The sequence below is a fragment of the Clostridium sp. OM05-6BH genome (genome assembly GCF_003481635.1).
Lineage (GTDB): Bacteria > Bacillota > Clostridia > Lachnospirales > Lachnospiraceae > Butyribacter.
Genome location: NZ_QULH01000006.1, coordinates 36,737 through 55,967, shown reverse-complemented (window position 1 = coordinate 55,967; position 19,231 = coordinate 36,737). Strand labels below are relative to the sequence as shown.

Annotated in this window: 12 protein-coding genes and 2 pseudogenes; 1 reads left to right on the top strand and 13 read right to left on the bottom strand. The window is 40.9% G+C overall.

All coding sequences use genetic code 11. From position 1 onward, the window contains the following. Positions 1-263: 263 nt before the first annotated feature. The 8 genes from DXB73_RS07330 to DXB73_RS07290 form a co-directional block, all read right to left on the bottom strand. A complete protein-coding gene (locus tag DXB73_RS07330; protein ID WP_118690637.1) occupies positions 264-4,610 on the bottom strand; it encodes a cellulase family glycosylhydrolase in 4,347 nt (1,448 codons plus the stop codon). A gap of 332 nt (positions 4,611-4,942) precedes the next feature. Beyond that, a complete protein-coding gene (gene uvrB / locus DXB73_RS07325) occupies positions 4,943-6,922 on the bottom strand; it encodes an excinuclease ABC subunit UvrB (RefSeq protein ID WP_118690636.1) in 1,980 nt (659 codons plus the stop codon). Between the two features lie 335 nt (positions 6,923-7,257). Then, positions 7,258-8,202, bottom strand: coding sequence for a site-specific integrase (locus tag DXB73_RS07315; protein WP_243103991.1), 945 nt, complete (start codon positions 8,200-8,202; stop codon positions 7,258-7,260). 295 nt (positions 8,203-8,497) lie between these two features. Continuing rightward, a complete protein-coding gene (locus tag DXB73_RS07310) occupies positions 8,498-9,205 on the bottom strand; it encodes an ABC transporter permease (RefSeq protein WP_118690635.1) in 708 nt (235 codons plus the stop codon). Then, positions 9,198-10,121: an ABC transporter ATP-binding protein gene (locus DXB73_RS07305; protein WP_117539969.1), complete on the bottom strand. Its 924-nt coding sequence runs from the start codon at positions 10,119-10,121 to the stop codon at positions 9,198-9,200. The genes DXB73_RS07310 and DXB73_RS07305 overlap by 8 nt, the downstream gene beginning before the upstream one ends. Before the next feature lie 98 nt (positions 10,122-10,219). Continuing rightward, positions 10,220-11,161 carry a HAMP domain-containing histidine kinase gene (locus DXB73_RS07300; RefSeq protein ID WP_118690634.1) on the bottom strand — a complete coding sequence of 314 codons (942 nt, stop codon included), beginning with the start codon at positions 11,159-11,161 and terminating at the stop codon, positions 10,220-10,222. Then, the gene (locus tag DXB73_RS07295; RefSeq protein WP_118690633.1) at positions 11,158-11,847 is read right to left on the bottom strand and encodes a response regulator transcription factor; all 690 of its coding nucleotides are present in this window, start codon (positions 11,845-11,847) and stop codon (positions 11,158-11,160) included. Before DXB73_RS07295 ends, DXB73_RS07300 begins: the two co-directional genes overlap by 4 nt. After that, on the bottom strand, positions 11,828-12,025 hold the full coding sequence (locus DXB73_RS07290) for a helix-turn-helix domain-containing protein (RefSeq protein ID WP_015515114.1): 198 nt from the start codon (positions 12,023-12,025) through the stop codon (positions 11,828-11,830). Before DXB73_RS07290 ends, DXB73_RS07295 begins: the two co-directional genes overlap by 20 nt. A gap of 164 nt (positions 12,026-12,189) precedes the next feature. Here DXB73_RS07290 and DXB73_RS07285 point away from each other — a divergent pair, with 164 nt between their 5' ends. Continuing rightward, entirely contained in the window at positions 12,190-12,546 is a 357-nt protein-coding gene (locus DXB73_RS07285) for a helix-turn-helix transcriptional regulator (protein ID WP_118690632.1), read from the top strand. Between the two features lie 105 nt (positions 12,547-12,651). Here the strand turns inward: DXB73_RS07285 and DXB73_RS15165 are convergent, their stop codons facing one another. The 5 genes and pseudogenes from DXB73_RS15165 to DXB73_RS07260 form a co-directional block, all read right to left on the bottom strand. Next, positions 12,652-13,587 carry a lysozyme family protein gene (locus tag DXB73_RS15165; protein ID WP_347559524.1) on the bottom strand — a complete coding sequence of 312 codons (936 nt, stop codon included), beginning with the start codon at positions 13,585-13,587 and terminating at the stop codon, positions 12,652-12,654. A gap of 646 nt (positions 13,588-14,233) precedes the next feature. After that, positions 14,234-14,953: pseudogene (locus DXB73_RS07275) on the bottom strand (AAA family ATPase); the annotation flags it as partial. Positions 14,954-15,081: 128 nt separating this feature from the next. Continuing rightward, entirely contained in the window at positions 15,082-16,755 is a 1,674-nt protein-coding gene (locus tag DXB73_RS07270) for a hypothetical protein (RefSeq protein WP_118690631.1), read from the bottom strand. A gap of 232 nt (positions 16,756-16,987) precedes the next feature. Then, a pseudogene (locus tag DXB73_RS07265) lies at positions 16,988-17,269 on the bottom strand (DEAD/DEAH box helicase family protein); the annotation flags it as partial. Positions 17,270-17,273: 4 nt separating this feature from the next. After that, the gene (locus DXB73_RS07260; protein ID WP_118690630.1) at positions 17,274-18,992 is read right to left on the bottom strand and encodes an AAA family ATPase; all 1,719 of its coding nucleotides are present in this window, start codon (positions 18,990-18,992) and stop codon (positions 17,274-17,276) included. Positions 18,993-19,231: the final 239 nt, after the last annotated feature.

Sequence of the window (19,231 nt, the reverse complement as noted above, 5' to 3'; positions counted from 1 at the left end):
TAAGAAAAAATTAAGATTGCCAGACAGCAATTTCCGATTAAAGAACAAAGAGTCGCTTGCGACTCTTTCGCGCTCGAGCGGTGCTGTTTACAGCTAACTTCTTCTCCGCGAGATGCGCATCCTCGCGGAGCATTTTTCGCTTTATAGGAAACGACAAGTTTCCTATAAAGCAAAAAAGAACAACCAATAAATACTTGGTTGTTCTTTTTCTAAATTTTCAAAAGGCATATTTGCCACTTATTTCTAAGTCGATCTGTTAAAATTTATTTAATGGTAAGTTTGATCACTTTCTTCTTACCACTGCCATCCGTTGCAATTGCAGTAATCTTAACTTTGCCTTTCTTCTTCGCTTTTACAACACCGCTCTGTGTCACTGTTGCAATTTTAGTATTACCAGATACCCAGAATACTTTAGCAGATGCATACTTCTTCTTAGGCGTGATTTTGGCTTTCAGTTTGAGTTTCTTACCAACCTTTAACTTCTTAACGCCAGACAGTTTGATCTTCTTCACCGCTTTTTTCATAACGCGAATGGTAATTTTCTTTTGCAATCCATTCGCTGTACGAATCGTGATCACTGTCGTTCCGGCTTTCTTACCAGCAACAATCTTACCACTACCGCTTACTTTTGCTATTGATGGTTTACTGCTGGTATACGTTAGTTTCTGAGGCTTAGCTCCTATCGGCAACAAAGTCACCGTAAGCTGCATACTCTTTCCTGCTGCAAGCTGCAATTTCTGTTTTACCGGAAGATTACTTACCTTTTTCACACTGGCAATAACACGTATTCCGGTTGCCTGAATTCCCGGCTTCTGCGTTGGTGTGACCGTTGGTTTCTCACTTGGAGCAACACTTTCAGTCGGATCATCACTAGGTACCGGTGTTATCGCCGGTGCATCCGTTGGTTCCGCCGTTGGCTTTTCAGTTACTGTCGGCGCTTTCGTTGGCTCTGCCGTTGGTGTCGGCGTTTTTATCGGTGCTGCCGTTGGTTCCGGCGCTTTCGTTGGCTCTGCCGTTGGTGTCGCGATTGGTTCTTCACTTGGTTCCACGGTCGGCTCGCTGCTCGGTACCACTGTTGGCTCGCTGCTCGGTGTGACGGTAGGTTCGCTGCTCGGTGCCACTGTTGGCTTGCTGCTCGGTTCTACCGGCGCCTTATCAAAATATTTTGCACAGAAGTATGTATTCTCTTGTACCGTGTATATAATTCCCGGGGCATATCCCTGTACCTCACGGTCACTATACCACCGTAAAATTAAATTCTCCTTTGGTTTATTCGGCAAAATAATATCAGAACCTTGTTCCACTGTCACGGTCCAAACTTCATCTACTGTATCAAATGTTACGGTAACTAACTTCGTCGTTGTTCCCCCTGTGGAAATTGTCTCCTTCGAGAACAAATCGTCCGTTCCAAGTGCGCCATCTGTCTGATTAATGATCTTAATATCTCCGACCAAGATAACGCTGCTTTCATCTGATTTCACATCAATAGCAGATTTTTCCGTTTTATTCGGACCCGCTTTCACCGTCAGTGTTCCTCCGATCAAAGAGATCTTACTATCTGCATATAATGCGCCACCTGTTCCGTCCCCGATCGCAGTCACTTCTCCATCCGTGATTGTGATCTTGTCTGCAGATAATGCTGTTTTATTACTTTCTTTGGCAGCTACAGCGGTCAGACTTCCGCCCTTTACCGCAATAGTATCTGCCATAATCTGCTCGGTGTTGTTAGTTCCACCGGAAACAATGACATTTGCTGCCTCAATACTTCCAGTAGTATTGCTACCTCGAACCATCTCAAGGCTTGTATCATCTTCGCTGGAAATGTTTCCGCAAGTCACTCCACATAACGCTGCAGAAACGCCTTTCTTTAATATAATTTTGACTTTCGCATTATCAGCGACCAATTCAAAAGTATGATCTGTCCCGGATAATGTCAATTCATTACTGGAAGCATCATAACTTGCTGCATAAGATTTACCGGTTGCATCATCTTTGCTAAACATGCCATCGACATAAGTCGTATCGTCCAGCTTAGACAAGTCGATCTTATACACATCTTCAACTAGTGTACCTCCTGTCAACGTATGGTCAGAGATCATACTAGCCTGATAGTTGTCGGTTTCTGCATAGCGTACTGACACGGTATAACTTGTAGCAGGCTGTAAATCAGTAAAGGTGGTCTGCGTTTGCCATGATGTGCCATCAATTGTGTATTCATAACTCTTGCCTGCCGGTGCTGCAACGGTTGCCTGTACGGTTAAGGAGGTAGACGTACGTGCCACTATTGTTAATGCTGTCGATGGTGCCTCCTGTATCCCCTTGTCCGGAGCAGTCGTTACTGTCGGTTTATTCGTTGGTTCTGCCGTTGGCTTTTCCGTTACAGTCGGTGCTTTCGTCGGTTCTGTCGTCGGCTTTTCTGTTACAGTCGGTGCTTTCGTCGGTTCTGCCGTTGGTTTTACGGTTACAGTCGGTGCTTTCGTCGGTTCTGCCGTTGGCTTTACGGTTACAGTTGGTGCTTTCGTCGGTTCTGTCGTCGGCTTTTCCGTTACAGTCGGTGCTTTCGTCGGTTCTGCCGTTGGTTTTACGGTTACTGTTGGTGCTTTCGTCGGTTCTGCTGACGGTGATACTGCCGGATAGGATGCATTTTCTTTCTCCTCGTGTGCTCGACAGGTATTGATCAGCCACTTACCGGTTGTTGTCAGATCATCCGCTGTCCAATCGCCCCCGGCATTGCTGCAGCTGCTCTTAAAATACGCCGATTTTTCATTACAATTACTATAACTCCAGCATGCAAAACTAATATTTAATTCGTCCAACAACGCAATCCACCGATCCGCATTTTCCGCGTCATAACTTCCATTACCATCTGCTGAACATATACCAAATTCGGTAACAAAGATCGGTGTTCCATCCTTGGTTGCCAGACGTACTTTTTCCATTAAATTCTCTTTGTGCGTTGCGGAATAAAAATGGAACGTATACATGATGTTTTCATAACCAAGTGCTTTCATCGGCTTAGCCGCTACCTGATCGACATCCTGTGACCAAGTATTCGTTCCGCATATAATGATCGCATCCGGATCAATGGCACGTATCGTCTTAATAACTTCACTACAATATGTATAAAGATCTTTGCCATTGCCACTATACCAATTTGTGCCTGTCGGCTCATTGCAAATCTCATATAACACATTATCATGATCCTTGTACATTGTTGCGTACTTTGTAAAGAATATCTTTGCCTCTTTCAAATACTCATTTGGATTGTAAGCATGCACATGCCAGTCTACCAACGCATACATTCCGAGCTTGGTTGCATAATCGACACCATTTTGAATCAATGTATCAAGCTGCTGTTTGGTACTGTCTCCACCCGTCAAATATCCAACCGATCCACCATCGCGTGGATAACAAACTAATCGAACCATATTGATTCCCCAATCATCACGCAATGTCTGGAACGCATTCTGATTGACATACTGCGGGAACCAATGCATACCATGGGTACTGGCTCCACGAAGCTGTGTCGGCACACCATTCTGATCCACCATGATCGGTGCCGCATAGTCGTCAACCTTCTGTACTGACAGTTTACCATGTCTGCCGACCGGAGTGTCCGCATATGCAACATCTTTACGTCCGGTTAATTCATAATTCAGTTCATCACCGGTACTTGGACCTGCACAATTTACAGCAATGACATTAGATTTTCCAACGGAAATAGACGGCTGTTTTCCAAAACCAACTTTATTAGAAGAGCTGCTAACCGTTGCTCCCGCTGCAATCTCTGTCGAATAATATGCCACAACGCCTCCCAGCGCCGCATCATACACTGCAGAAAATCCCTCAACATAGCCAACGTCAACCGATCCCGATGTCGGTATTAAAATCTGAATACCTCTAACCGTTTCGCTGCTGTTATTTGTGATAGAAAAACTGTATTCTGCATAATAATCATTTGTTCCACTGCCAACACTTCTCGTGATCGCAATCTGGTCTGTCGAAACATTGCCACCGGCACTTGCTGTGCTGCTTGGCTTACTTGTCGCGCTGCTTGGCTTACTTGTCGCACTGCTGCCGCTGTCCGCCATATTGATCACCGCAGAGTCAACAGAATAGGACACGGTACTCCCCTCGGCTGCATTGGCAAAACGCACGCCAAGATTTCCCAGCGTTGTTCCACCTTTCCAATCCATATCTGCAAAGGAATAGGTAAGCGTTAACTGACTGCCGGTAACCAGCTCTGCAGTCGAAGACTGATTCCAATTCCAATCACCCGATGCATCCGGTTGTGCAAAAATAAATGCTTGCGCTTTTGCGCCACTTCCCTGTGTAAAACTTTTGATCGTGATCTTTACCGTCATGGAAGTCACCTTGTTCGAAGAAATTGCACTCTTCGTTTTCAAGGCATCCGGTATGTTAAAAAACATATCGCCAATATAATCATCGCCATACTCATTCTTAGCAATCGTTACACTGGTTGCTCCGCTCTTCACGGTAAGATTCTGTGTCGATGCTGCCTTAGCAATGGTAATCGGCAGATTTGCCATAGATAAGACCATTGCCACGGTCAGCACCCACGCATATACGCGCCGCCATTTCTTTGTCATTCTTTTTCTCCCTTCTTGAAATAAACATAAGGCATACTCTAAAATTTTATTGCCCTTCTCTCTAGTACAGCGAATATTAAGTGATTGGCAGTTTGACTTGCTTATTTTCCTGATAGCACTACTCCCCAAGCCTCGACGTAGCCACCACTACGCCTACGTTTGTGAAGTAGCACTCTCAGAAAAATCTTCTGCGCCAAACTATCCAAAACTTAATTTTCGCTGTACTGGAATATCTGTCGAATCCTTACGTTCCTCATTACATTACGTAATCATTATACCCTATCTGCGATTATTCGCCAACACTGATTTATACAACCTTTGACTGCAGAATTTTACTCATTCAGCTGCTGTACAACTTTCATCATTTGATCTCTCAACGTTGCTGCCAGTTCAAAGTTTAACTCTGCTGCGGCCGCATGCATCTGTTTCGTCAACTTCTTACGTAACTGCTGCAAATCTTTCTTGCTCATAGATTCCAGATCTTTCTCAATATCGCCTGAGTTGCCATCGGCTTTCTTCGATATACTAATCAGATCACGTACCGCCTTCTTGATCGTCTGTGGCGTAATACCGTGCTCCTCATTGTACTGCATCTGAATCTTTCGTCTTCGATTCGTCTCATCAATGGCATGGCGCATCGAATCTGTCATGACATCACCATACATAATAACCCGTCCTTCTGCATTACGTGCGGCCCTGCCAATCGTCTGAACAAGAGAAATCTCTGAGCGAAGAAATCCTTCCTTATCAGCATCCAAAATAGCAACCAGTGCTATCTCCGGAATGTCCAGTCCCTCTCGCAGCAAATTAATACCGACTAATACATCAAATCCATCCAACCGCATATTACGAATAATCTCCGAACGTTCCAGCGTATCAATATCTGAATGCAGATAACGCACCCGAATCCCAATTTCCTTCAAATAGTCCGTCAGATCTTCCGCCATACGTTTTGTCAACGTATTTACCATAACCTTATTTCCTGCATCGATCGTCTTTCGGATCTCACCTACCAGATCATCAATCTGCCCCTCCACCGGACGAACAGAAATTTCCGGATCCAACAGTCCGGTAGGCCGTATGATCTGCTCAACACGCGCCAGCTCGTGTTCCTGCTCATATACATTCGGTGTCGCCGATACAAATAACATCTGATTGATATGCGACTCGAATTCATCAAAATTCAGCGGACGGTTATCTAATGCAGATGGCAGACGGAATCCATAGTCTACAAGTGTAGTCTTCCTGGATCGATCTCCCGCATACATGCCTCGTATCTGTGGTATGGTAATATGAGACTCATCTACCATGATCAAGAAATCTTCCGGAAAATAGTCCATCAATGTATGTGGCGTTTCTCCCGGCTTTAATCCCGATAAATGCCTCGAATAATTTTCGATACCTGAACAAAAACCGGTTTCCCGGAGCATCTCAATATCAAAATTGGTTCGCTCAGCAATACGCTGCGCCTCCAGTAGTTTATCTTCGCTTTTAAAATATTTCACACGATCTTCCAACTCTGCCTCGATTGTTCGGATTGCACGCTCCATCGCATCTTTATCAACAACATAATGCGATGCCGGAAAAATAACAATGTGTTCCAATTCTGCTTTAATCTCTCCGGTCAGCACATCAATTTGAACAATGCGATCCACCTCATCTCCAAAAAATTCAATACGAACCGCCTGATCCGCTTCTGAAATCGGAAATACCTCCAAAACATCGCCACGCACACGAAATGTTCCACGCTGAAAATCCATATCATTACGGTTATACTGAATCTCTATTAATTTTTGGATCACTTCATCACGGTCTTTGCACATACCCGGACGCAAAGACACCGTCATGTTCTGATAATCAATAGGGCTTCCCAAACCATAAATACAAGATACACTGGCTACAATGATCACGTCCCGCCGCTCCGTCAGTGCTGCTGTTGCAGAATGACGTAATTTGTCAATTTCATCATTGATCGAAGAATCTTTTTCAATATACGTATCGGAAGATGGCACATATGCCTCCGGTTGATAATAATCGTAATAGGATACAAAATACTCCACCGCATTCTCCGGGAAGAATTCCTTGAACTCGCCGTAGAGCTGTGCCGCCAATGTCTTATTGTGCGCAATGACCAAAGTCGGTCTGTTCAGCTTCGCAATGACATTTGCCATCGTAAAGGTCTTACCGGAACCCGTCACACCAAGCAAAGTCTGGAACTGGTCGCCCTCTTCAAAACCTTTGACCAAAGCGTCGATCGCCTGGGGCTGATCACCGGTAGGCTCATATGGGGCTTTTAATTTGAACTCATTCATGGTAAATTCCTCCATTTGTGACTTTTAGTACGATCACTATCAGCCAAAAATTCGTAATCAGATTCGTAACGAAATGCCCATTTTTGTCTCGAATAGAGGTCATTTTTGTCTCGTTACGAATAAATGTCACAAAATTCATATTTGCGGATAAAACAGCACTCGGAAATGCCTGCTGATACTAGGCTCCGGTTCTGTCATATTTTTACTGTTTGTTCTTGTAACAGTCCCTATTATATCAAACATTTTTTTGAAAGTATATAGATGAAAGCAAGAAAAAAGCACAAATGTTCGATTCTCATTTGTACTTTTCTATCTTACTACTATTCTATTTTTTATCATGCTGCGTTGAAATATTCCTCCAGAATTAAGTCTATTTCAATCACTTTTGAATAATCATAATACTGATTTTTCCGCTCTTTTGGAATAACTTCTTCAATAAATGGTCCCAATACATCCAGACAGTCTTCTATGATTTCCTGCGTATCTCCATAGACGTCTACTGATATGATTTCCTTGGCATGTCCCAATAAATACGAAACACCTTTTGAATTAAAACTATTCTTCAGCAAAATAGTTGCATAGGTATTTCTCAACTGGTGAAAATGAATATCGGGCAAATCCAAGGATTTCAACAAGTCTTTATAGTATTTCTGATGAAAACCTTTACTCCTTGGATTCCCATATGTAGAACAACAAATATAATTCCAGTCCCGGAACTCTTTTGGGCTGCGTCTGCGGTTCTTCTCATAAGTTTTCCGTTCTTCCAGAATTGCTTCAAATACATAATCCGGTATGGGAAGTTCACGCACACCCGCAGGTGTTTTTGTTTTAATTTCCTGCTTTGTCAGCATCTTAGGTGCACAGTCTTCTGCTTTACTGTTTGGCTTCTTTCCCAACTGACGCTCTACTCTCAACGTCCTGTGAATGTAATCGACATCACTGTATTTCAATCCGTTGATTTCACTTCTTCTGAGCCCCATCAATACAGCAAATAAAATCTGCATATGAATCGGTGTCTCCTTGCTTGCCTCAATCAATCGAAGCACCTGCGGAAGTGTCAATGTTTTCTTCTCGTCAATTTTCAGGACACGATACTCTGTCTTTTTTATTTTCTTCGGTAAATTGATTCCATTCGCTGGATTTGTTGCCAGTACATTTTTGTTAAATGCATACTCCAATGATGTTTTCATGATCGTCCTGACATTTTTCGCAACTGATTCATACTTCTCTGCAACTGCATTATATAATTTTCTGATATACCCCTGATTCAGTGTAGACATATACATTTTTCCAAGCTGTGGAACGATATAATTCCTAATATGAGTTTTGAAAAAGCAACCGAGACACGCTAATATAACCTCCAGTCGGCTACCGTGTCCCTGTAAGTCGTCATTGGTTTGTGTAAACGCAAAGAAACGGCGGCTCTGAAAATCAAAGCCGCCGTTTCAAATGGGCGTGTCAAATTGTCTGCTCTACGACGGCTTTTTTTCTTTTGCCGTCGTCCGGCAGTTTAATTAACTCTTAATATCAATTTATAATTGGCATCACTATAAGAACTTTCATTTCGTTGAGCATTTAGTTCAAATCCTTAGTTTCCACATTGTAAATCAAGAGAAACGCAAAGATTAAGGAAAGTACCATAAGTACAACAGGAAGAATGGCATTATCCGCCAAAGAAAAATCGCCCACATTAGCCTGTGTCAAAAAAATCAGCAGAAAAGATGATACGATGGTAGCTTTTGAGGACTTCATAGCCATACCAATAAACAAGGCGATAAAACTCATGGTTACAATGACAACGGACTTTAAGAGTAACTGAATATAGAACCCCATACTTGCCATGTTGTAGTCCAGTGGGAATGAGGAAACCATGAATTGTGCACCAAGTAAAATGCAGCCGTAAATCAATAGTTTTGTCAGCACCAGAGCCACGAAATTGAAAATCCATACAGCTAACATTTGAGAAACGAGAATTTTCTGTCGCTTAATTGGATACGCAAACATTAAGTTCATGGTTTTGTTTTTATAGGCGCTCACAATGTATGTGGACAACATGACACTGGTAAACACCAGAAAAGCCATGCTTGTAAACAGCTCGATAGAGGAAGAAATCGCACTGTTACCCGGCGCCGTATCAGGAACACCCGTATCAGGATCATTGGCAATTCCCAAATAGCAAAGGGCAAATATGAACAGGCAGATCAGAGCCGACATGATAACCACATTGCGAATGTACTTGCCTACATTATTCTTTTTCCATTCCAGCCTAATGAGTTTAAGCATGATATTTTACCTCCCCGGTCAGCTTCAAGAAGTAGTCCTCCAGCGTTTCAGATTTCTTTCCAATGCTCACAACTTCAACATCATTCAGAGCCAGTATTTTCGTCAACTGCTGGGTAGACGCTGCATGGTCATATATGCGAATTTTACCGCTGTCAAGAATCTTAAAATTTTGCAGACCCAACTTTTCAGTCAAGACATAGGCAGCCCGCTTTTCATCCGTGACAGAAAGCTCCACATAATTGAGGTTCATTTCCTCAATATCTTGCATACGAATTTCTTTCATCATTTTTCCGTGATGGATAATAGCAACGGTATCCGCAATACTCTCCACTTCAGATAAAATGTGACTTGAAATCATAACGGTAATACCGTACTCCGAACAAAGTGTTTTTAATAAATCACGGATTTGTTTCATTCCTGCTGGATCAAGGCCGTTTGTGGGTTCGTCGAGAATAAGCAGTTCCGGCTTGCACATAATGGCTCTTGCAATTCCGAGGCGTTCTTTCATGCCGAGGGAATAGTTCTTGACCGGCTGATCGGCTGCTGATGTCAAGTCCAGCATTTGCAACGCACTTTCAACACTGTCAACATTGTAATAGCCCATATACTCACAATGAAGCTGTAAGTTCTCACGCCCGGTCATGTGGTCATAAAAGGTGGGAAACTCGATGATACTTCCCATTCTTTTTAAGACTTCATAGGATTTTGGAGTCAATACCTCTCCAAACACCTCAATAGTCCCACTGGTAGGTTTCCAAAGGTTAGTAATCATCTTCATCACTGTGGTTTTACCAGCTCCGTTAGGACCAAGAAAACCATAAATTTCCCCTTTGGGAATATGAATATTAACATCAGTGACAAGTGCCTTACTACCGATCTTTTTAGAAAGACCACTTGTTTGTAAAATAAATGGCATTGTCTTGCCCTCCTTTCTACTGACATTATAGAAAGTTCGATTTTCAAAACTCTTGAATAATTCTTACAAATTTCTTTCTCAAGAAAATGACCTATGGTTTAATAGGCCATTTTCTTGAGCGTAATAGTGAAAACTGTTTTCTGGTGCGGATGACTTTCTAAAGTAATATCGCCACCGAGTTGCAAGGCAAGATTTTTCGCAATCGTCAGTCCAAGACCATTTCCCTGCATAGCACTATTTCTGGAATCTTCCATCATAAACAGCCGATCAAAAACCGAATCGGCAAATTCTTTTTCAATTCCACGGCCCCTGTCCACAATGTCTATATAGATATGTGCCTGATCTGCCCGCAAAAACATACCTAAATATTTTCCATCGCCGCCATAGCGAATTGCATTGGAAATCAAATTGAACATAATTCTTTGCAACGCATCTTTATTGGCATTTGCATACAACACATGATCGGGTATGTTAATTTCCACTTCAAAATTTTTTTGTGAAAGGAGTTCATAGAAATCCAAAATATTTTCCCGGCAGGCTTCGTTCACATTCAAACGCTCCAATGGCATATCTGTATCGCCAGCCTCTAATTTAGCAAGCGTAAAGAATTGTGTAATCAATCCCATTACCCGCTGGGCAGTGCTTTCTACCTTTTGCAACATTTCATTGCTTTGGGTTCCGTTCAAACGCATAATCTCCAAATAGCCAAGAATCACTGTCATGGGAGTTTTAATGTCGTGGGAAATGTTAGATAACATCTTTTTAGATGCCATTTCAGCCCGCCGATACTCAACTTTTACTTTTTGCCGATCTTCCAACATTCGATTGATTTGTGTTGCGAGCTCTATCAGTTCCTTATTATCGGTAAAGACTGTCACTTTTTCGTCGCTGTCGGTGTCAAGAAGTTCTTTCAATTTGCTGCTGATCTCATGTATTTTTGCTTTTGTTCCGTTATGGAATACAAACTGCTGGTACACAATGATACAGATTAAAATCATAATACAGAGGGTTAGTAAAAAGATAATTGTCGCATTGCTCATTTCTGTTCTCCCAGCTTATAGCCAATTCCCCATACAGTTATAACAACTTGTGGCTTTCGTGGATCATCCTCAATTTTCGTTCGTAAACGGCTGATGTGAACATTGACGGCATTTTCATCCCCCGTATAGGCATCATTCCAAATTAAAGAATAGATTTGAGCCTTTGTGTAGACCCTTTGTGGGTTTTCCAGAAGCAGCCGTAAAATATCAAATTCTTTTGCGGTTAGTTCGATAATCTCGCCTGATTTTGTGACGGTGTGATTTTCCAAGTTCATAACCAATGGGCCCCACACAAGTTTCGTTTGCTCTGGCTGTACGGCAGCATATTCGGTATTTCTCCGTATGTTTGCTTTAATACGCGCCATAACCTCTGTTATGGAAAACGGTTTTGTAATATAATCATCCGCACCGAGGCCCAAACCTAAAGTTTTGTCGGAATCCGAATCCTTTGCAGAAATGATGATAATTGGCACCGTACTTTTTTGACGAATATACTTCATTACATTCATACCTGTAATTTTGGGAATCATCAAATCCAACAAGACGATACTATAAGAACCAATGTCGAAAGCCTCACATGCCTTTTGACCATCGGTAGCGCAGACAACTTCAAAATTTTCTGCTATAAGATAGCTACATAACATTTCACTTATTTCTATATCATCTTCAATTAAGAGAATCTTCATTATTCTTTTTTCCTTCCTTTCTGCGCCTATCAGTTGGCTTCTCCGCAGTTTTAGGGAGTAGCCAAACACCGGCCATTTTCACAGCACCGGGGATACGCCCACCAGCACAATAATAATTTACCCTACGAGGTGTCACGCCCCACTTCTCGGCGGCCTCTTTCAATGTCATATAGTCCATTTCGCACCTCCACAGAGTACATTATAGTTCTTTATTTCGAACAATACAAGTTTATCACCAATCGCAGCTTTATATAATCGGCATAATCGTACAGCTTGTCAGGCATAATAAGGTCGTTCCATCATATAAACCGGAACGATACAATATTCTTGAGGTAAATGATTATGCCGATTGATGATTTAACTGCTTTAGGGCAGAAAATGCGGAAAGCCCGAAAGAATAAAGAGCTGACACAGCAGGAACTTTCTGATCTGAGCCATGTTTCTGTAAAGCAAATCGCCAATATTGAAAAGGGAAAAATGAATCCTTCCTATTTAATTTTAAGAGCATTGGCAACGGTTCTGCACATCTCTTTGGACACACTTATAAATCCAGATGTCTCTCTGGAGGATGAAGGTGTTAATCAGATGAAAATGCTTTATTCTAGCTGTCCGCCAGAAATGCGTGACACCCTGTTACATCACACTCAAGAAACGGCGAAAGAACTGACAGAGTTGTCCGAGAAATTTAAAACGAATTGAACCAGTAAGTGAAGTTTAACGATTCTCTCACTGGTTCTTTTCGTTTTTAAAAAGGCGATTTACTTTTATAAATATCTCCGCTATCATTCCAAACAACATTTTTCTCTAATATGCCGGAACACCATATCCATAAATGTTACTGCTTCCGATACTGTAACTCCGTCTTGCTACTTTATCCCCACTGTTGCCTTCAATGGTATTTACGGTTCCACCACTAACGCTCTCTACAATTCCAACGTGGTCAATCGTTCCATTGTTTCCCCAGTCAAAGAAAATAATATCTCCTGCCGCCGGAGTATAACTGGCGTCCCGGAACCTGCCTTTACTTTCAAACCATTTCACACCGTCCGAACAAAGAGAAAATTTCGGAATGACTCCACTCTGGATATAACCACTCTGGTCTGCACACCATGACACAAAGCAGGCACACCACTCTACCCGGCTTCCAAATCCATACCAACTCCAGTAGATTGTTCCGCCTTTTCCTTCCTGCGATGCTGCCACCTGAACGATTGCCTGATTGCCGATGCCTGTCGGGATTCTTCCAAATGCATAATACTGAAGCACATGTGGTACATACTGCTTGTCCCCATAACTGCTCCACCCCATTCTCTGTGCCATCATATCGGAAAATTCTGCCGCATTTGCAAGGGTGTATCCACCTCTGGCTTTCGCCCATTCCAGATATCCATTTCCGTAGTTGTAACTTTGCAATGCCAGTTTAATATTTTCCATATCCAGAGGATTTTTTACTCCTGCACGTTCCAGACAGCTTTTTATCTCCTGCACTCCGCAAGAAATCGAATACTCTGGATCAGTGATTCTATTCGGCTGTTTGGGGTATTTTGTATTAAAGCTCCCTTCTGAACACTGCATCGGGTCAAGTCCTCTCCCACCTGATTCCTGCATCATAATGGCTTTGATTAGTTCCACATACTCTCCAATGCCATATTGATTTGCATACTGACGGATTAGTGGTTCATATGCTTCTACTTCTGCACTAACCGAAGAAACCGTACTGGAATTATCCCCACCTGTCATGCATAGAAATCCACCAAATAAAATGACGATAATCAAAATCATAACCGCAATCCAACCGCCTGCAGTCAATGCACTCAGTAATGCTTTTGTAGCTTCAATCAACGCTTTTATCGCATGTGTTACCGCTTTTGCTGTCTTTTTCACTGCAATCGTAGTATCTCGTGCTGTCTGTCTTGCTGTCTGCACTACTTTTTCTGCCTTTTTCATGGAATACTGCATTGCCTGGACATAAGCATTTGCTGTCTGCTCCGATGTTTTGATACTGGTCTTTGCCGTTTGTTCTGCAGTCTTGACCGCTTTTTCAGAAGTCTTGATAATACCTTTTCCGGTATTCTTTACAACCTGTTCCGATGCTCTCCCGGTCTTGATGGTTCTTTTATCCCGTTCAATGGTCTTGATTTTTTTGACAGCAAGTTCTTTTCCCTGCTTCTGTGCCGTTTCTCCGCCTGAAGACGGTACTGGTCGGATTTGTTCTTTCGGCTGGTAAACTGTTTCTTCGACAGGCGAAGAAACAGAAGTTTTCTCTTTCCTCCGTTCAATAATCTTTCCTGCCTGTCTGCGTACCTGATGCCCTGTTTCGTGAAAAATGTGGTCAGCATACTCGCTGGCCGCATCTTCTGCATAACCTACCGGATTATTCTCTCTACTCATAAATGCTCTGTCCTGCTGCACTGCTTTCTGCCGCTGTGATAGCCACTGGAATAACCGTTTTAAAAATTCGGATATGTTTTCCGTAATTTTCTCAAAGGCTATCCTCTGTTGTTCTTGCAAGTTTTGTCCGCATATCTGCAAGTGTCAGTAAGACTCCATCAATCTTCAGATTAGGATTTAGCTGCCTTTGTACCTTGCCGATTGTTTTCATTAACTGTGTCATGCCCTTTAATGGAAGATAATGAGCCTGCACCGGAACAATTACACTATCTGCGGCGACTAATGCATTGATGGTCAGCATTCCCAAACTAGTCATACAATCAATCAAGATATAATCATAATCCTTTTTCAAATCTGCCAGATACAGCTTTAAAGTCTGCTCTCTGCTCATGGCATTTACCAGTGAGATTTCCATTCCCGATAGCTCGATGTTGGTTGGAATAATATCTACTCCTTCTTTGTGATGTAAAATTCCCTCGTTATACACAAATGGTTCGTCTTGTAATATTTTCTTCATTTGTGTATCCAACGTAATTGGAAGATTATCTGCATCAGTCCAACCTAAAGCGGTTGTTAAGTCTCCCTGTGGATCAGCATCGACCAATAATACTTTTCGCCCCTGATGTGCAAGACCAATTCCCAGATTTAATGTCGTTGTGGTCTTTGCTGTTCCTCCTTTCTGATTTGCAAGGGCAATTACTTTACACTTGGTCATATGGTTTCCTCCTTCCTCGAAAAATTTAATAGCCAATCCTTTTTACGGCACTGGCTATGTATAAAAATGGGCATGAAAAAAGCCGACTGACTCATATTGAACCAATCGGCTATGTACAAACTATATTATTACATATATTCACAAATCGCATCAATTTTTTCTGATATGGTACTGTCTTCCAATATAATTTTAAGAACCTTTGGATTATTGGAACTATTATATTTTGCTTTTTCAATCCAGAATATCTGTCTTTCAACACAACTAAATTTTTCTGCAATTCTTAAATAGATTATCGTCTCGATAATATTAGGAAACATAAATGAAGTCTCTTTTTTTCTATTTCTTATATATTCAAGAATAATTTTTTCTATTTCTTCTTCACTTTCTTTCCACTCAAACTCATAATTTTCTTTGAATGGAATTGCCAGCAAAACCATATTTTGAATACAACATACGTTTAATCTAGATATATGTTTTTCTATAAAATCATTATAATACTTTTTCTTTTCAGAATCGTGCTTAACTGTAGCGTTCCATAAAATACATAATGCAAAAATGCTTCTTTTTGATTCTTCCTTTACATGTTCAAAATTTTCTATATATGTTTTCATAACATCCGTTATATCATATGCTTTCTTTTCCATCAAACCTTCTATATATCCTTGTAGTCTTGCTGATGCCCCTTCACATTTTGATGATTCATTTTTTGACATCCAAAATTCTGGACCTAATTTTACATCTATAATTCCTGGTAATCCCTTTTGCCAATCAATTGACTCTCTTTCAACTTTTTCTTTTTGTCCTACAAATTCAATTACTACATATTTCATTACCCTCAATAACCCGCTATATGTTAAATACGGCTCTCTATTATTTCTAAAATAATCACTTACCTTTGAGATATTATCCACTGCCGATTGATCTATAATAAGCTTTAATGCATGTGCATATCTTGATCTTATATTATATGCGTTTTTTAATGCTCTCTCCACATCATCCCTTTGTATTTTATTGGAAATATCTTTTGCGAAATAGAAATCATCATTTAAATAATTAAGAATAAAATGTAAAAATCTTTTGCTTAACTTTAAATGTGCATTTTTTAATAATATATTTTTTATTTCTTCTGCCAAAGTTTCATCCATCATTTTAAACTTTTTTTCAAGTTTTCCTTTTATATTCTCATCATAATCCTCCCATTTTGGTTCATACTTATCATAACTTTGAGACAATGATTCTAGTGCAAAAACAAGCATTGAATATGCTAAATTCGGATCTGTTTCAAGTAATCTAACTGATGCACAATATGTCTTTATACATGTTATTACTGTAACATAGTCTTCTCTGCTCAATGCAATCAAATTACTTACATTTTCCTTCTCCTCCAGTATTCTTTTCTCATCTACTTTACGCTCTTTATTAAGAATACTTCTTACATAATTAGCCGGAACATATTCCATCCGACTTCCTTTTTTTATTCTCTCTTTGCACATTTTTTTTACAACATATTCTTCTTCATCCCAGAAAGAATCAAAATAAAAAGTCAATACATTTTTCACTTGAAATAAAACAACGTCACTCCATGCATTTACAATAGAAAAATTTCCTGATTGCTGTTCTATCTTATTGTCAAAATTTATACTATATTTGTAAATATTATCTATATTATCTACTTGCTTTATTTTTATCCCCACTATTTCAAACTCATTTTCAATATTTGCATTTGAATATAAAAACATTTGTGTCGGATTATTATGAATTTCTTTATTCTGATAAAATTTACCTGAAATAATTTGTAACATATCTTTCTCCTTCCTGTCTTACCTTTGTCTTTTGATTATATCAACACTTCAACCCCTATACACTAATTTTTTTCAAATTACATAATCAAAAAGCAGGCGATGAAAAGTCACAAACCCTCTTCATCCACCCGCTTTTCACCTATGCTCTCACCACTACCACTTCCACAACATTTGGATGTTCAACCATCCACACACCACAAAATACCACCTGTTTTGTGACTTTCTCATGCTAGGAAACAAAATACTCCACCGCATTCTCCGGGAAGAATTCCTTGAACTCGCCGTAGAGCTGTGCCGCCAATGTCTTATTGTGCGCAATGACCAAAGTCGGTCTGTTCAGCTTCGCAATGACATTTGCCATCGTAAAGGTCTTACCGGAACCCGTCACACCAAGCAAAGTCTGGAATTGGTCGCCCTCTTCAAAACCTTTGACCAAAGCGTCGATCGCCTGGGGCTGATCACCGGTAGGTTTGTATTCGCTGTGTAAAATAAATGGTTTTTGTATTTCTGACACAAAATCACCTCCTCACTGCTACATTCTGAATTTCGTCCTGTCCGATCAAAACCTTTTTTCCTTCAAAGGCAAAGCCGTAATGACGGATCCTGTCTGCCGGTATTCCCTGTAATAGCAGTTCGGCATCATAGTTCTTCTCTTTGATCTGATCTAAAGCCGTCCGAACGGTATCCTGTAAAGATTCCTCCTCATCCGATTCATGCACTTTAAACTCGATCACAATGGCATCATCCACCTCTGTCACCGGTGTAAGCATCACATCATATCGTCCATATCCACTCTCCCGGTTGGAACGGATCTGATACCTGTCCCGCAACTCCACTAAAAGTCCCAGAACAAATCCATGATAGAACCGCTCCGGCTGACTTTTCTCAGAAGGTTTCTTTCCTGTATCAAAGCTGCTGAAGGTTGCAAGTGCAACATCATTCATATAAATATTCATTTCCTTGAGACTTCCCTTTAACAGTGCCTTCACGAAATCATTATAATTTGCATCTTTATTTTTAAACCATCCCCGGAACATTGTCATGAACATGCTCAGTGTCTCAATATTTGTAATATCCAACGTGTACCATGGTTCCAAAGTAATCCCACGGTAGTCTATATTCTGCACTTTCAGATAACCACTGGCAAGCAGAAGACTCCAGATCGCCTCTTCATTGTCATCCAACTGGTTATATACGATCTGCTCGTCAAAATTTACAGTGATCGCCTGTCCCCTCAGCAGATCCTCCATCTTCTCCTTCACATCTGCAGATGCCGTCCGGATCAATCTGCTCACAAGCCCATTGGAGCTTGTGGATGCCCAGTATGGATATAATCTATGTTCATCCAGATAATTCGTAATGGACCACGGATTGTAAATGTCTCTGTGTTCTCCAAAAGTAAAACCATCATACCACTGTTTCACTTCATCCTTTTTATCTCCCATTCCATACTCATCCAGTGCAGCAAAAACTTCCTCCTCCGTAAAACCAAAACAATCTGCATACAGATTGGAAGTCGTCGTTACGACACGTAAATTATTTAAATCGGAGAAAATACTCTCCTTGGATACTCTGGTAATTCCCGTCATAATTGCTCGCTCCAGATAAGGATTTGTCTTAAAAGACGCATTAAACAGACTTCTCACAAAAGACGTAAATTCATCCCAGTATCCCTGAACATACGCCTCCTGCATTGGAGTATCATATTCATCCAAAAGGATGATGACCTTCTTGCCATAATAACGTTCCATCCAGACAGACAAATTTCTCAAAGAATCCTGTGCCGTAACATCATCCATCTTTACTGTTGTCCGGTAATATAATTCACGCTCATCCTCACCAAAAATATCTTCTTTCATGAGATTCCTGTTTTCCCAGTACAGCCTTGTAATCTCCTGCTTGATCTGGGTTTTTGCATCCTCCAGATTGCCTGCTTTCACAGCAGCAAAACTCAAAAAGATCACAGGATATGTTCCCTGCAGTTTCCGATACGTTTCATCCTGCCATATAGAAAGCCCCTCAAACAGATCCGCCCGGTTCGCATATTTATTAGAAAAGAAGCAGTCCAGCATACTCATATTTAATGTCTTACCAAAACGGCGTGGACGCGTGATCAATGTTACAACATCCCGTTTTTCCCACCATTCTTTTATAAAATTTGTTTTATCCACAAAAAAGCAATCCTGCTCTCTCAGATCAGAAAAACCTTGTATTCCTATACTAATCGCCTTTTTCATATGCTCACTTGCTCCCCTGTCATTATATATTTATTACATTATAACGATATTCCTCTATGGTTACAAGGCAAATCACAAGTCAAAAAAACGCAAATTTTATTAATTTGTAACTAAAACTTCCCATACCGGAAGCTACTGCAAGAACCACATATTGCTTATTATGTCAGCAATAAATATAGTATTTTGCAGCCGATAAGCTAACTTATTCTGTCGGCAGAGAACTAAGATAATTGCCGCAG